Source organism: Cupriavidus sp. TMH.W2, from assembly GCF_050847365.1.
GTDB lineage: Bacteria > Pseudomonadota > Gammaproteobacteria > Burkholderiales > Burkholderiaceae > Cupriavidus.
On sequence record NZ_CP193792.1, the window covers coordinates 3,282,312 to 3,297,579 of the forward strand.

The 15,268-nt window shown below is 57.1% G+C and carries 11 protein-coding genes; 2 read left to right on the forward strand and 9 right to left on the reverse strand.

The features are described 5' to 3' along the window. Positions 1 to 364: 364 nt before the first annotated feature. The 9 genes from ACREYQ_RS15055 to ACREYQ_RS15095 form a co-directional block, all read right to left on the reverse strand. A complete protein-coding gene (locus ACREYQ_RS15055; RefSeq protein ID WP_432258362.1) occupies positions 365 to 658 on the reverse strand; it encodes a hypothetical protein in 294 nt (97 codons plus the stop codon). Positions 659 to 920: 262 nt separating this feature from the next. Then, positions 921 to 1,235: a hypothetical protein gene (locus ACREYQ_RS15060; RefSeq protein WP_432258363.1), complete on the reverse strand. Its 315-nt coding sequence runs from the start codon at positions 1,233 to 1,235 to the stop codon at positions 921 to 923. A gap of 402 nt (positions 1,236 to 1,637) precedes the next feature. Further along, on the reverse strand, positions 1,638 to 3,395 hold the full coding sequence (locus ACREYQ_RS15065; RefSeq protein ID WP_432258364.1) for a thiamine pyrophosphate-dependent enzyme: 1,758 nt from the start codon (positions 3,393 to 3,395) through the stop codon (positions 1,638 to 1,640). Further along, positions 3,392 to 4,822, reverse strand: a complete 1,431-nt coding sequence (locus ACREYQ_RS15070; RefSeq protein WP_432258365.1) for an aldehyde dehydrogenase family protein — start codon at positions 4,820 to 4,822, stop codon at positions 3,392 to 3,394. Before ACREYQ_RS15070 ends, ACREYQ_RS15065 begins: the two co-directional genes overlap by 4 nt. Before the next feature lie 621 nt (positions 4,823 to 5,443). Then, positions 5,444 to 5,983 carry a cupin domain-containing protein gene (locus tag ACREYQ_RS15075; protein WP_432258366.1) on the reverse strand — a complete coding sequence of 180 codons (540 nt, stop codon included), beginning with the start codon at positions 5,981 to 5,983 and terminating at the stop codon, positions 5,444 to 5,446. 57 nt (positions 5,984 to 6,040) lie between these two features. After that, positions 6,041 to 6,871 carry an HpcH/HpaI aldolase family protein gene (locus tag ACREYQ_RS15080; RefSeq protein ID WP_432258367.1) on the reverse strand — a complete coding sequence of 277 codons (831 nt, stop codon included), beginning with the start codon at positions 6,869 to 6,871 and terminating at the stop codon, positions 6,041 to 6,043. 883 nt (positions 6,872 to 7,754) lie between these two features. Beyond that, complete coding sequence (locus ACREYQ_RS15085; RefSeq protein ID WP_432258368.1) at positions 7,755 to 9,488, reverse strand: methyl-accepting chemotaxis protein; 1,734 nt, start codon at positions 9,486 to 9,488, stop codon at positions 7,755 to 7,757. A 120-nt stretch (positions 9,489 to 9,608) separates the two neighbouring features. Then, positions 9,609 to 11,186 carry a carboxylesterase/lipase family protein gene (locus ACREYQ_RS15090; protein ID WP_432258369.1) on the reverse strand — a complete coding sequence of 526 codons (1,578 nt, stop codon included), beginning with the start codon at positions 11,184 to 11,186 and terminating at the stop codon, positions 9,609 to 9,611. Between the two features lie 97 nt (positions 11,187 to 11,283). Continuing rightward, entirely contained in the window at positions 11,284 to 12,228 is a 945-nt protein-coding gene (locus ACREYQ_RS15095) for a SphA family protein (RefSeq protein WP_432258370.1), read from the reverse strand. Positions 12,229 to 12,810: 582 nt separating this feature from the next. On the opposite strand from ACREYQ_RS15095, the gene ACREYQ_RS15100 reads away from it, so the two are divergent. Both ACREYQ_RS15100 and ACREYQ_RS15105 read left to right on the forward strand, forming a co-directional pair. Further along, the gene (locus tag ACREYQ_RS15100) at positions 12,811 to 13,245 is read left to right on the forward strand and encodes a nuclear transport factor 2 family protein (protein WP_432258371.1); all 435 of its coding nucleotides are present in this window, start codon (positions 12,811 to 12,813) and stop codon (positions 13,243 to 13,245) included. 893 nt (positions 13,246 to 14,138) lie between these two features. Beyond that, positions 14,139 to 15,248 (forward strand): S-(hydroxymethyl)glutathione dehydrogenase/class III alcohol dehydrogenase, encoded by a 1,110-nt coding sequence (locus ACREYQ_RS15105; protein ID WP_432258372.1) that lies wholly within the window; start codon positions 14,139 to 14,141, stop codon positions 15,246 to 15,248. The last annotated feature ends 20 nt before the right edge of the window (positions 15,249 to 15,268 follow it).

The following is a 15,268-nucleotide window of genomic DNA, read 5'->3' on the forward strand; positions in this document are numbered from 1 at the left end:
GGTGGAACGAATTGATGACGACGGCTTATCCCTACGTGGCCCTTGATCCACAGTATCTTGCGCAGAAACCGATTTTCTGCACTTGACCTCATGGCGAAAGGCACGTGTTAACGGTGCGCATGTCGTTTATCGCGCTTAGAGCGGCTAACAGAACTCCTCGACGAATCGGGAGCAGATGACAGCGCCTACAAACTTGACAATGTTCGAGGCGCGCGCTCCACAAAACGCCCTTCAACACTCAGCGCGAAGGGCTTCTTGCGAACTGCGCGAGGCGCTCAGTCTTTCGCCATCGCGGCCGTTTCGATCAGGGCTGCGACAACGGCAGGCTTCAATTCATAGACAGCATGGCTGCCGGACGTTTCAACTACCCTAGCACCAGCGCGCTTCGCTTGGCGTCCGGCGGAATCATTTTGTCGTCCTGGGTAACCAGGTACCAGTTCGGCTTGGCCCCCCATGCAGGGAAGGTGACTTCACCCCGCATGGCATCCGCTCCCCATGGCACCTGAGCGCTCGTCAGGAAGGCGGCTCGTTCAGGCTTCACGTCGCCGGCGAACGCCGCGGCGAATTTTGTCCTATCCAGCAACAGGAACCCATCGACCGCCGGCAGGATCGGGGGCAACGGCGCACCAGGAGCGGGATTGGTGATCAGCTTTTGCACGGACTCGCCATTGTCTGGCGCGAACGCTGCGATATAGACTAGGCGCGAGACTGTTGACACGCTCAGCGGCGGCTGCAGGGACTTGAACCATGACGCCAATCGCCAGTGAAATGACGCCCAGAAACCCACGATGGATACGCCAGGAGGAGGGAAGAATTGGTTGCATCTGAAATCTCGTCAATTGGGGGGGGAAATCATGCCGCTGGGCCCCGACGTCAATCACATAGTAGAAGTCTGATCTTGAATGCTCCTTCTACGTCCTCTACGCGTCATCAACAGCACCATCTGGAAAATTTTCTCCCATGCCTTTCGTCGTCGCCTCGACAATTCTTAGCTCTTCGGAAAGCCTGAGCTTGCACGACGTCTGAAGAGTATGCCCATCTAGCTGTAGTACTCCGCGCTCAAGCATTCTTTTCAATCTCCACCATTGAATGATTTCACGCGAATCCCCTGATGGATCCTTTACGCGCACGCGCTCGATAAACCTACCATCCAGCGGCGAGAACATCAGCTCAAATCGGAAGCCAGATCTAAGCATGGCTACAATCTTCCATTGGTAAGACAGTTTCCTTCCCATGGCTGTTTCCGTCTGACAAATCCGAAACGTCGGTAGGCACTCTAGCGTCCAAACTCACAGCATGTTTCGCACTAGGAGGCCACACCGCAGTCCACTACGTCTGTACTCGTGTCAGCACCCTACGATCCTCGATCGCCTTGATGTCCTGGCCTGACCAGCACACTTGTTGCCCAAGCTAAGCGCCATCAGCATCCGCTAGCACAACTGTCTGGTCTCTCCCTGCTGCACGGAACCAGCCAATTGTCATGGCTTTTCGCCTGAGCTGGATGTCGGTGCCAGCAGGTTCATCCTGCAAAGGCTAGCGGGCCCGCAGCCAAGTCCGCCCGCCGCACCGCCGACCTAGCCTTGTCGCGCTACCCGTGCAACCCACCGCTCTGCGCATCCACAGAGCGGCGGTAGCGCTTAGGGTCGCTTAGGGTGAATGAAACCCCACGGACTGGGTTCATTTTCAACTCTCACCTCTATCAGGCGCGGACCACCGTCAGCAAGCGCCCGCTCGAGCGCTCGCTTGAAGGCTTCAGGATTAGCAACACGCTCCGCTGCGACGCCAAACGACTCAGCAAGTCTTACGAAATCAGGGTTGACCAGCCTCGATCCTATGTCACGGCCCTCGAACTGTTGAACCTGGTCACGCAACACGTTGCCAAAGGCGTTGTTGTTGAATACGACGGTCACTACTCCGAGTCGATACTGCGCTGCAGTAGCAAGCTCCTGTACGGCGAACATGAAGCCACCGTCGCCCGTCAGAGCCACCACCGGACGATCGGGGTGTGCGACCTTGACACCCAATGCGGTAGGGAAACCCGACCCGAGATTGCCCTGGTAGCCGGAACTGATAAAGGTGCGAGGCTGGTACACAGGAAAGGCAATCCATGCACCGTAACCTACCTGACAGAGTTCGTCGGTAACGATGCCATCCCGAGGAAGCACCTCTCGCAACGCCTGAAGATAGGACATCTGAGGCTGGAGCTCACGTTCGAGCGTCTGCATCGCTCGTCCCGCAGCATCCCCAATCTCCTGCCGACGCCCGGCGGTGCGCATGAACCCATGCCGGCCGACCGCTGCAATCAGCGACTCAACGGCCGGTCTTGCATCGGCAATCACCGAAACGTCGGGCACCGTCCGCCGCATTTCGGCAGGATCGATATCGATTCGCACCGACTTTTGTTCCGGAGGACGATAGCCCCAGCGCCAGCCAGGCACTTCCATACGCGTGCCAATTCCGATCGCCAGATCTGTCTTGTCCCATAGCTCGTAAGCTTGCACGATAGTGAGGCCGAGGGGGTGGTCATCGCTTAGAACCCCCCGCCCGCTTCGGAAAGACACGACGGGCGCGTCGAGCATCTCGGCGAGTTCCCGAACCGCATCTGCCGCCCCAATCGCGCCGCTGCCGACAAAGATCATAGGCCTGCGAGAGTTTGCGATCAGCGTCGCGGCCCGGTCTATCTGATTGCTGTCAACCGGCGGAGACGGCAGTAGTGAAGTGTCCCCTGGATCCGCGACAGGGGATCTGGCCGTGAAGACGTCCCAAGGCATCTCAAGTGCCGCGGGTCCGCGACGGCCTGAAAGCATTTTCTGAAATGCCTGCGCAACTTGACTACGAGCCGTCCCAGGCGTTTCGACACGCTCCGCAGATTTGACCAGCGTTCGTAATGTCCCCAGCTGATCGGGCATCTCGTGCAAATGACCTCGTCCAAGATCGAGAAACGCGGTCGGTACCTGTCCCGTGAGCAGAAGGACCGGCTCATTACCGCTAAACGCCGTAAGCATGGCAGCACTTGCATTGAGCACCCCCGGCCCGGGAACCACCGAAAAAACCGACGGGCGCCCGGTTGAGCGGGTATATCCATACGCCATGTAACCACAGGTTTGTTCGTGACGAGCACCTACGACCTTCATTTCTGGGCCAGCTCTATGAATGGCATCGAACAGCCCATATGTCTGGGCTCCAGGCAGTCCAAAGACGGTATCCACGCCGTGGTCGCGCAAGCCGGCAACCAACGCGTCGCCGCCTGTCATCACCGGAAGCGTCTCAGCCCCTGTTCCGGCGCCCTCTGCTTTGCTGGACGATCCCGAAGCTGCTCTTTCAACAACACGATCCATTTCAGTACTCCACTTCGTTTGCGAAAATTCGCCGTTGAATAGCTCCGCGGTTTTCACAGCAGCGCGCTGATCGCCTTTTCGTACGTAACGTCCGCCAGCCCGTCATGGCCGTTCTCCCGACCATAGCCACTTTGCTTCACACCGCCCCATGGAACGGCAGGATCGATCAATGCGAACCCGTTGATCCATACAGTTCCTGTCTCGATCTTCCGGGCAAGAAGATTCGCGTGAGAGATGTCGCGAGTGAAGATGCTCGCGCTCAGGCCATACTTGGTATTGTTCGCGATTTGGATCGCCTCGTCGTGCGTTTCAAATGAGACGACAATTCCGACCGGCCCAAATATCTCTTCCTGGGCGATCGTCATGTCGTTTGTGCCGACAAAGACAGTAGGCTCGACGAACTGACTACCGATCGGCGATAACCCACCGCCAGAAATCAGTTGCGCGCCTTGCTTCTTGCCGCTATCTATGTAGCGCAGTACACGTTCGACGGCACGTTCGGTGGTCAGGGGTCCCATCGTCGAGTCTGGATCGAGCGCATCACCGAGCCGCAGTCCATCGGCTGCAGCCGCTAGGCCCTCTATCACTTGCATATGAATCGAACGGTGCACAAGAATCCGTGTACTAGCTGCACAGATTTGCCCTTGATTCGCGAACAGACCCATAGCGAGCATGGGTAATGTCTCGTCCAGACGTGCGTCCTCGAGGACGATTGCAGGAGCCTTGCCTCCGAGCTCCAGCGTCATCGGCTTCAACAATTGAGCCGCCTCCGCCGCAAGCAATTTCCCTACTGCCCCACCACCGGTGTAGCTCACCTTCGCGACGTTTGGATGCTTGACGATTGCTGGGCCAACGATTGGCCCCAAGCCCGACACGACATTGAACACGCCGGCAGGAAAGCCCGCTTCGTCAAAGAGCTCAGCAAGATAGAGCGTCGTCAGCGGAGCTTCTTCAGCAGGTTTGTAGATCACGGTATTTCCTGCTGCCAGCGCCGGGGCACACTTCCAGCCAACATATACGGTCGGCGCATTGTACGCACCGAGGGCGCCAATAACGCCGAGGGGTTCGCGAACCGTATAGGTGAGGGTCGGCCGTCCGAAAGCCGCGGGAGTTGGGATAGCTTGGCCGAACAACTTGTCGGCGAGTGAGGCAAAGTATCGAAAAGTCGCGACAAGGTTTGGCACATCCGCATGCAGCGCAACACGGTATAGTTTGCCGTTGTCCATGGACTCGAGTCTGGCGATCCACTCCTTATCTCGTTCGACAAGATCCGCCAGTCGATTTAGCAGTCGTCCTCTTTCCCTCCCATCCATCCGCGACCACTCACCGTACTTGAATTGGCGATATGCCGCCTTCGCGGCGAGGTTCACATCCTCAGGTCCGGCCGAGGCGACCGACGTAAGAACCTTACCGGTTGAAGGATTGACAACATCGAAAGTACCGCCATCCAACGGCGGCACAAACTTGCCGTCGATATACAACATCCGTTGAAATTCTGGAGTGTGCTCGCCATGAATTATCATTACTCACCTCTGTCTGCTAGCTCTTTCGGTTTTCTAATTGCTTTGCGCGCAACAACCGAATCAGATTGCAATTTTTAAATCCCGCTGCATCTCATTAAGTCACGAGACAGTCTTCACTTCCGCCAACAGCGCAGACTTTCCGAATATTCAGATGAGCCGGAAAGTACGAGAGATTCGGCGTGGCCCTTTGAAGGTCAGCGTCGCTCTGTGGTTATTCTTTCGATGTACTGTCAATGGCGACCTAGAAGGTATGACGCGATGCAACTGTGATGTCAAACTGGTGGTGACCGGTCTAGTTCGCCAGACACCGAGAAGAACCTGCTTCACTGCATCTTGGCGGAGCTCGGCCTTCAAGGGCTCGCGGGCCGCGGCAGAGGCAGCCAGTACAGGATGGACACACCCTTGCGTATGGCAGCCAACGCGGGGACACCGCTGCCGGCGTAAGCCGGCAGGACCACATCGGCAACACGTAAGCTCGGCGCGATTTGCGAAATCTCGGTGTGCGCCCACAGCGGTGCGTCTACCTCCCGGACGGGCCAACCCTCGGACGCCGGCAGGGCCCCTTGCGGGCTCGAATGCCGCCTAATCGAGAGGATGCGCGTCCAGCATCACACCCATCATCAGGCACGGCTCCGTGCCACGCACACTCCAAGCATGATTTGTCCCCCGAACAATGACGCAATCACCGGGCGTGCAACGAATTTCGTCGACATCAGTTATGAGGTACACCTCACCACGGACTACGAAGACAATATCCAGAGTATCCGTTCTGTGCATCATTGGATGCCGCGCCAAGTCCTCGTCCGTAGGCTTGTACTTCTGACCGTACTTCTCGTGGGCCTCCTTGACTTGGGCAAGAAGCTTTTCTTTGTCCGGATTGTCGGGATACAGTTCGAGTACACGAACGTGCGAGCCACCCTTTGGTGGGTTGCGGCCGATGCCTTTTTCCGCTCGATCTCCTTCAATCGAGTTGTCGACCGGGTGTTCGCTGGTGCTCCACAACGTCGCACGATAAAAGCGATTCGGCTCCTGCTGTACGTTAGTACCGGTTGTTGTGAGAACGGCAGATTTTCCTTCATCGTTTTTTCCGACGACGATTCTTTTGTAACGATATTCTTCCATAGCTTCTCCTTTGGTAATTACCTTATTCCTGCTCTCTCTTGGTCCTCTACCAGGTAGCTAAAGGCCGGCCGGCGGAACAGGTGGTCGAGTAAAGTCTGTGCCGGTAACTCCGTCTTGGACCGCGGCCACAGTTTGTTCGCAAAAATAACGGAAACCGAACGTATCGAGCCCAAGACAAAAGATCCTGATTCCGTCTTCGAGAGCCCTTCTGCAAGAGTCCGGGGTCGCAAACATTGGCCCGCCCACCATAACCACACCGTGGCGTGCCGCTGCGTCCGAAACCTTGCGCGAGGCGGCTTGAAGTTGTGGCCCGCGGACTCCCTTCATGCCCAAACCAAGTTGGAGGGAAAGGTTTCCTGGAGCGAAATACAGCATCTTTACGTCGGGATGGGCGCATATCGCATCGACGTCTTCCAGGGCCTGGGCAGTTTCGATAATCGGAATGAGAGCGATCTCGGCGTTATTCCACTCGGCGTACTGCTCCAAACTCGGGGCGCTATAGTTCGCCGCGCGTACTGCTGGGCATATGCGACGCCTACCCTTTGGCGGGATGAATGCAAACTCAGCGACCCGATTGATGTCTTCTGCAGAGTTCACCCGGGGCAAGAAAAGCCCCTCGGCGCCGGCCTCAAGCGCGCGCCGAATCTCGACCTCGCCAAGCAAGCTCGTTACCCGAACATAGGGAGCCAGGCCGGCCAGCTCCGCTGTACGGATCATTTCTTCGAGCGCCTGCGCGTTGGCTTGAGAGTGCTCCGTGTCGATCATGACAAAGTCGTAGCCGGTCCGGCCGAGGACCTCGACGATCGCTGCGCTGCCAGTGAACATCTGGATGCCGAGCGGTACCTGCTTCTGCGCGACCATCGAGAGTAATCGGTTCTTTCCATACATTTGCGTCTCCTCCCATCGAGGTATGCGGATCTTCGTTTTACGTTCTGTGATGGCAATTGTAGGTCACCAGGTGACCTGGGTCCAGTTCTTTCATCGTTCGATTAATTCGGATGGAGGTGGTGGATGCCCTGTAGCGAAATGGTTTCAACGGGAAGGCATTCCCATGTATCGAGGTCGCGTCTGTCACCGAGAGGCTTACGCCCGATGACCAACGCGCCCCAAAACGAGCTCCATAAACCGCCCTATCTGTGTGGCAGGGCCCCGAGATCCCGAGACAGCAGCGCTAATTGCGCCGCCGAAGGCAGGGCCATTGATCTCATGTGCAAGCGGGGAATCCTTAATCACCGGTGGCCGATAGCCTGTGGAAAGGAGGGCTGTTCCCATGATGACAACGACACAGAGGGTGCAAACGACGAGGTTCTATGCCAAGTGAATGCGCTACACAGCCCCGACCGAATGCCCGAAAGTGGGGGAGCTGAATATCGGCGTTACTGCACTAACTCAAGTGCGACGTAGCCAGTGTTCTCGTTGAGAGCAAGGGCCGGACCAATTCCAACCATAACGGTTGACGCGGTGCTCTCGCCGGTGGCTCTGGATTTGAAGCTTCTAGCACCCACCACGCTCTCGTCATCCCCAACGAACCTTGGCAACAAATTGAAAGGGCCTCGCCGATTTCCATCAAACGAGGTCAAGTCCGTGCGGCAGCGGGAGTGGAATCCCGCTACGCGCCCGAGAACGGACCGAACGAAAGGCGACTGTGTGCATTTCTTCGCCCCCCTTCGCCGCCGTAGCTTCCACGCATATCCTGTTGGCCAGCCCGCGAACATATAGGGTCTTTCAGCGGGTACTCCGAATAAGCGTCAGGCCGCGGCTGATCTGCTTCTTAGAACTTCTTCCACTCTTCCGATGCAGTTGATCTGTTCATGGTAAGACGACCGGACCGCAAATCCCCTGCGGTTTCTGCCTTGGCCGTGGGCAGCAGCTCTGTCGCGACCGTACTTGGCAACTGTGAGTTCGCCAACCACGGCCCCCTCAGCGGCACATCAGCGGCCGTCCTTGTCGGCGACAAACCGGCATCCAACTTGAAGACGCTCACCGCCAGCATCAAGCTGGTCGCCTGCTCCCGCATAGATTGCGCCGCAGCGGAGGTCTCCTCTACCAATGCCGCATTCTGTTGGGTTGCCTCATCGATCTGCGAGATGGCCTGGTTGACTTGCTCGATACCCGAGGTCTGCTCTTGCGTGGCTGCGGTGATTTCGCTCATGATATTCGTTACACGTTTCACGGATTCGACTATCTCCGCCATCGTACTGCCTGCTTGGGAAACCAGCTCACTGCCCAAGTCAACTCTTTCAACCGAATCGTCGATCAGCGCCTTGATCTCCTTCGCAGCTGAAGCCGAGCGCTGAGCCAGTGTACGCACCTCACTGGCCACTACCGCGAACCCCCGACCATGCTCGCCCGCACGCGCCGCTTCGACAGCAGCATTGAGCGCCAGAATGTTGGTCTGAAACGCGATGCCTTCAATTACCCCAATGATGTCTACAATCCTCTTCGACGATTCATTGATCGCCCCCATTGTCTCTACCACCTCCGACACGACCTCACCGCCTTTGCTAGCTACTTCCGAAGCGGAGAATGCGAGTTGGTTGGCTTGAAGCGCGTTGTCGGCGTTCTGTTTTACCGTTGTCGTGAGCTCTTCAATCGACGCGGCAGACTCCTCTAGTGAAGCGGCCTGCTGCTCGGTACGCGAGGACAAATCGAGGCTACCTGCGGCTATTTGGCTCGAGGCGCTGGTGATCGCCTCCGTGCTGGTTCGCACGTTGCTGACGATGGTGACCAGACTGTCATTCATATTCCTTAGCGCCTGAAGCAATTGGCCAGTTTCATCGTTGCTCGCCACCTCGATCCGGCTGGTAAGATCGCCGGCAGACACTGTCTGTGCGATTTTCACAGCTTCATTGATCGGACCGGTAATGGAGCACGTGATCCAGTAGGCGCACCCAACCCCCATCAGTATCACCAGGGCGCCGATACCTAGGATCACCCCATGGACCGAATGAATCTGTTCATTGACCTGTTCGCCTTTCTCTTTGGCCAGATTGTTCTGAAAGTCTGCCAACTCCTGGATCGCCACTAATGCAGGGTCTAGCGCTGGGAGTGTTTCGGTGCTCACTACCTGTCGAGCCTCCTCCTGCTGCCCTTCCTTCATCAACTGTTGAGCCTTGGTTAAGGACTCAACATAACGCGCGCGCTTCTCTTTAAATTTCTTCAGAAGCTCTTTACCTTTCTGGCTGTATGTCAGCTCGTCTAGTGTGTTCACCGCCGCATTGATTATCTTTCTGTTTCCGTCGATCTGTTCTATGGCCCCATTCAATTTCGCCTGGTCATTCAGGATGACCAACTCCATGGTACGGACGGCATTGGAGCGCATGGTGGTGTTGATCGTCGTCGTCGCTTGGGCCTTCGGCCAATCCACGTCAACCAACTTCGTATTTAGGTCACCGACGCTGGTGAAGCGGGATTGACAGATTCCGATCAGCATCAGCACCGACAGCAGCACGAACCCGAATCCAAGACCGAGGCGAGTGCCAATTTTTGTGTTTTTCCAAGTCATTGCATCTTCCTTCGATACGTACCAAGTCCCATTGCTGCTCTGAGCGCGCCCTCATCAGTGGGCTTGCCCTTGCGTCGGAGTGACATTCACTGCTAACAGACCATGGACGGGCTGTGAGAGTCAGCTGTTTGACCGTAACCACCTGACGCGCTTCTTATGCGTGAACACCCCCCCTGTGAAGAGCGCTAGTAGCATCCGACTGGTCGAGAAGAATGTTGTGTGCGCGGTCTGCGTGCGCATCGAATTGAGTATCTCGATCAGCTCGGTAGGTCTGAATGGGCGCTTCTCAATGGTGTCTCCGATATATGTCATCTGCGGATCGTCCACTCGATACTCCGGCCACGCTTCGCATCCCTGCACCTTTGGTACTCCCGTGCTCGCGAACTCGACCCAAGCCGCTTGCAACTGGGCCGAAAGCTTCTGATCCTGTGCATCGTAGTATTCGTCGGCAGTCAGGTTGCCGAAGACGTAACGGATCTCTGCCGTATGCTTGGCCAATTCCTGCGATGAGGCGGCACCAGGCGCTACCCTGTTGAAATGGTAGTAGTAGATACGTCTGCCTGAATTGGTAAGTCGGCGTGCAGTTTCATACGCCGGCTCGGTGAAGATCGCTGCTGTAAATAGCTGGTCGATCGAGTCATACGTGCTTTGTCGCTTCCTGGACAGGACGCCGGCTACGTCGGCTCGGCGGGATCCAGCGAGCACCGCGGTCATCCCCGCCAGCATGAGCTTGGGATATGCGCGGCCTGGTTTGATGAAATAGCGCGTCTCGTTCTCCGTACACCCCATGAGGACGGGAATACCCCTTCTGTGAAGGGGGTCCGCGCCAGGCAAAACGACATCACCATCGGCAAAAGGAACCCACACAAGATGCGCCGGCGTATGAATGCGACGAGGCGGCGGCGGCAGACCGCACAGGTCGTGGGATGCCTGACCGATTAGTTCTGCAGGAATACGTCTTAGCTCGACCGGATCCGAAGTGCCAACCCGCTCAAAGAACCGTTCAGCGGCTTTTTGAGCTTGCTGCCAAGAAAGCTCCTGGGCAAAGGCTGCACGCTCGTTGCCTCCGCTCTGCATAATCGCCTTGTGGAACAGGCCGTCGGCCCGCGGACACGCGAGTAGCATCCTTACAGCAACTGCTCCGGCTGATTCCCCGAAAATTGTCACATTCGAGGGATCACCACCAAAGCTCACAATGTTCACGCGAACCCATTCCAGCGCAGCGACCCAGTCAAGCACGGCGAAGTTGGCCCCGAGCGTCGGATGACTCAGGAACCCGAACGCGCCAAGGCGATAGTTCAGCGTAACGAGTACGACGTCCTTTCCTGCAAGGCGCGTACCGTCGAACGCATCCTCCGAGCCTGCCCCCCCCAAGTTTCCACCGCCATGAATCCATACCATCACCGGCCTGCAATCCCGCTGGTCCAGTGAGGTGGTCCACACATTGAGATACAGGCAATCCTCGCTCTTTTGTGCGACACGCAAGTCGAAACTTGCACCGATGGTTTGTATCGCGCATGGCCCGAACCGCGTTGCGTCGCGCGAACCCTCCCAGGCAAGTGGGGGGGCAGGTGGACGCCAGCGCAGGTCTCCCACAGGAGGGGCGGCGTAGGGAATACCAAGAAACCTGTGAACCCCGTTGTTCGTCCCGCCTTCGAGAAGACCTTCTCTAATTTGGACGTACTTTTTCTCTGACATAATGACCCTCAAGGATCGGTATAGCGAGCAACAACCGATGCTTAAGCCAGCGCAACAACGAACTTGATACGCCGGCCCAGATGGCTGAGTGTTCGGGCTATTTGAACGGAAACGAAATCGAAGTGAATACGCTCCAACCCTTTGCGAAGATCGCAGGATCCGCTCTCCCCGCTCGGCCTCCCGAAGCGTTGACAACTATGTCTTTCGTGAACCAGAGGTGCGCGGAAGCAGGCCCAAAGTTGTAGCTCACCAGGCCTCCGACCGCTGTGTCGTTGTATCGATTCGCATTGATCGCGCCGCGATAGACGGAACTCGAGTGATCGTCCGAGATCTGCCCGATATAGGTCGCGATGGGACCGACCGTCCACGGCCCGAAGGTCTTGGTTGCGACGAGATTTAGGTGCAAGACATCGCCACTCTTATAGCCAGTCTTCCAGTTCGGTGTATTGAATTCAACCGCCGACCTGAAAGTAAGATTCCATCCATCTTTGAGGTATGACACAACTACACCCGGCTGGAGCGTCCACCAGGGAACGCCCACGCTGCCTAGGCCAGTGGGTCCACTAATCGATCCAACCGGGACAAAGGCGGAGAAGAAAGTCTTAACAAAGACCCCAGAATCGCCAAGTGCCCAGCTGAGATTCAATGGCGCGACATATGTATTGTGTAATCCCTGCCTGTCTAAGTTGATCGGGGCTCCGACGTTGTTGTAGTTAAGCGGCTGTACTGCCACGACGCTGTATCGCCCACCAAACAACGTCCAGGGCGTAACCCAGTTCAGCGCCGGTGAAAGCCCGACTGCCGTAATTTGCTCCGCGCCTCCCGTGGGGGCCCCTGGACCAGTCGCGGTTCTGCTACTGAAGTTCATCCCCACCCCGCCGTACAGCCCGGGCGGCGGCGATCCCCCCACATCCAGGATGTCAACTCCGGGGGGCTGCGCAAAACCGACCGACCCAAACTCGTAGGCACCTGCCGTGGATGGCATCAAACTCAGCACCGCGATGTTCGCTGCCACCGCGAGTGCCTGCCTCGGCGTATTCATATGTCTCCTCCTCCTCATCATGGAGTTTGTAGCATTCCTTACGATTCGTCACGCTAACAGCTACGCCGGTACACTCGGCATCACCGTCTTATCGTGAACTTGTCATGAGGTCACCTGGTGACATGTACACTAGCACATGTTATTGTGAAAATCTCCAAGGGGTATCCCTTATTGGGCGACATTGGACCGACGATCAGATACTGGATCGAACGGCGCCGCTCTGAGGTGTCGGCCGCCGTTCGCTACGCGCAGGTTGCGTGGGCTGAGAGGGCCTCTGTGTGCCCGGCAGCGGTCAACGGAAGAGATGCTGAACAGCCACTCTGAAAGTGCACTTTAGGGGTCGAACCGAACTTGCGTGGCTAAGCGATGACGACTCCGAGTTACATCACGGGACGGAACTCGGTCTTCCCTGACAGCAGGTGAACTTCTGCACCCTGTTCGAGCCCGATCAGCACCCGAACATTGAGCGAATCGATAGAGGAACGCCGTCGTCCGCGGTCTGTTCCCTTTCCTGCATAGCTGGCATATACTCGTCACCGTGTTACCTGGTGTCTTGTTCACATTCAGTTTACGGAAGATCCAATGCAAGCGATTGACAACGCAATGACGGTATCTGACAGGCTAGAGATTGAGCGCCTGTTCAATGAGTTCTCATGGTGCGTCGACCACGGCGATGCTGCCGGCCTTTCGGGATTGTTCGCATCTGATGGCGTGCTCTGTGTGGGAGGGCAAGAAATCAAGGGCCAACTGGCAATTGGCGACGAAGCCAGCCGGCGCTCGCGGATTCCCGGGCGCAAAACGCGGCACGTTTGGTCAAACTTGCGCGTCGTTTCAATGGATGACCACTCCGCAGAGACGACCGCTGTGCAACTCACTTTCGAGCAAAACGGCCCGGAGAGGCCAGCCCAATTGCGCATCAGCGACTTATCAGATACTTTGCGTCGAGATAGTCAGGGCCAATGGCGGTTTGCACGACGACTGATCAACCGTGAGATGACGGTCGCGTCCGCTGAGTAACGGCCTCTTCGCGAGCTTCCTACACAGTCGTCCTGCCTCTTTGAAGTTCGTCTCGGCCGTCACCTCAACCGGGCACCCGTGGGTGTTCCGGTTGCTTCAAGAATTGAGTTCATCGTTCGATGCAAAGCCCACTCGAGGCTGCATGCGAAGTTGTTGGTCCGGACATTCGTGTCCATTGGCAACTTCCGGCCGCGGGAGCGTCCGCATCAGTCTCCCGGAAGCATGACACACGAGTGATCTATTGGCGTGCGAACTGGCCAGGCGTGCCATGAACGAATGGATCGAAATACGCTACAGCCTGCTGCGCTCGTACGCACGTTTCAACGACCTGTAAGCGATCTTCGGCGCCACTCTTTTCTTCCTGATCAGTTCACTGTCCAAATCATCTGCGACTGACGACGGGTACCGAGGTGGTAGTCCATGGCACTTGTGCTTGTGTGAAGGCCCTGCAGGAACATTCAGAAGTTGCATCCCGCCGTGACACCAACTAAACTAGTTACCAGGTGACGTAGTGACAAAAGGCGTTAGATAGATGGGGCGGCGCAAGTGCACAACTCGGGCGCCAGCCCGAGATTGAGGAGAAGGCGATGGCTAGCTCATGGAGGAAGTCCCTGCGTCTGATGGTCGACTACTGGCTCGTCCCCGACCCTGTGAAGGGCGTTCGTGTCACGTTGTTCAGGAATAGGCGATCTAGACGGGAATGCTATGTATGTGTCCAGGCGGACAAGCCCACAGGGGTGATCTCGATGTTCTTCTTCCGCCATGAGGACGGCGTCTGGCGCGTCATACCCCCGACGCGGGATCGATGAATCGATTATGTACGTCGCTGTTGCCACTCGATCGTTTGAATGTGATTGTTCGCTTACAGTTTGCTTCTCGTCTAAAGGAATGACATGAAATCGCGCGCAGCCGTTGCTTTCGCACCCGGCGAACCCTTGGAAATTGTCGAAATCGACGTCGAGCCGCCTCGCGCAGGCGAGGTACTGGTGAAAGTTACCCACACCGGCGTGTGCCATACGGATGCTTTCACGCTCTCTGGCGAAGATCCGGAGGGTCTCTTTCCCGTCGTGCTTGGTCACGAAGGAGCCGGCGTTGTCGTGGAGGTTGGCGAAGGGGTGACGAGCGTCAAACCGGGCGATCATGTTATCCCGCTCTACACTGCCGAATGCGGCGAATGCTTGTTCTGCAAGAGCGGGAAGACGAACCTCTGCGTGGCCGTACGCGCCACCCAAGGCAAAGGCGTGATGCCCGACGGCACCACTCGCTTCAGCTACAACGGGCAGCCGATCTACCACTACATGGGCTGCTCCACGTTCAGCGAGTACACCGTAGTGGCGGAAGTATCGCTGGCGAAGATCAATCCAGAGGCCAACCATGAGCACGTATGCCTGCTTGGCTGCGGCGTGACCACGGGTCTTGGCGCGGTGAAGAACACCGCCAAGGTGCAAGAAGGCGACACCGTGGCGGTATTCGGACTCGGCGGAATCGGCCTCGCGGTGATTCAGGGTGCAAAGCTCGCTAAGGCCGGACGCATCATCGCTATCGATACGAACCCCAGCAAGTTTGATCTGGCGCGGGAGTTCGGGGCCACCGATTGCGTCAACCCCAAGGACTTCGAGAAGCCGATCCAGCAAGTGATCGTGGAAATGACGGGTTGGGGTGTAGATCACACCTTTGAGTGCATCGGCAACGTAAATGTCATGCGCGCCGCGCTCGAAAGCGCGCATCGAGGCTGGGGGCAAGCAGTCGTCATCGGCGTAGCCGGAGCCGGTCAGGAAATCTCAACTCGTCCGTTTCAGTTGGTCACTGGTCGCCGTTGGCTCGGCACGGCCTTCGGAGGTGTCAAAGGCCGATCGCAGTTGCCAGGCATGGTGGAGGACGCCATGAACGGGACGATTCGGCTCGCGCCATTTGTAACCCACACGAAATCGCTCGCAGACATCAACGAAGCATTCGTTCTGATGCAAGAAGGAAGGTCAATCCGGACCGTCATTCAATATTGACTCATCGTAAAGGAGGTTAA

Coding starts and splice junctions, on each gene's coding strand:
- ACREYQ_RS15080 (WP_432258367.1), bottom strand. CDS start 6,871: ATGTATGGAAAGAACCGATTACTCTCGATGGTCGCGCAGAAGCAGGTA.
- ACREYQ_RS15105 (WP_432258372.1), top strand. CDS start 14,139: ATGAAATCGCGCGCAGCCGTTGCTTTCGCACCCGGCGAACCCTTGGAA.
- ACREYQ_RS15100 (WP_432258371.1), top strand. CDS start 12,811: ATGCAAGCGATTGACAACGCAATGACGGTATCTGACAGGCTAGAGATT.
- ACREYQ_RS15090 (WP_432258369.1), bottom strand. CDS start 11,186: ATGTCAGAGAAAAAGTACGTCCAAATTAGAGAAGGTCTTCTCGAAGGC.
- ACREYQ_RS15060 (WP_432258363.1), bottom strand. CDS start 1,235: ATGGGAAGGAAACTGTCTTACCAATGGAAGATTGTAGCCATGCTTAGA.
- ACREYQ_RS15075 (WP_432258366.1), bottom strand. CDS start 5,983: ATGGAAGAATATCGTTACAAAAGAATCGTCGTCGGAAAAAACGATGAA.
- ACREYQ_RS15070 (WP_432258365.1), bottom strand. CDS start 4,822: ATGTTGTATATCGACGGCAAGTTTGTGCCGCCGTTGGATGGCGGTACT.
- ACREYQ_RS15095 (WP_432258370.1), bottom strand. CDS start 12,228: ATGAATACGCCGAGGCAGGCACTCGCGGTGGCAGCGAACATCGCGGTG.
- ACREYQ_RS15085 (WP_432258368.1), bottom strand. CDS start 9,488: ATGACTTGGAAAAACACAAAAATTGGCACTCGCCTCGGTCTTGGATTC.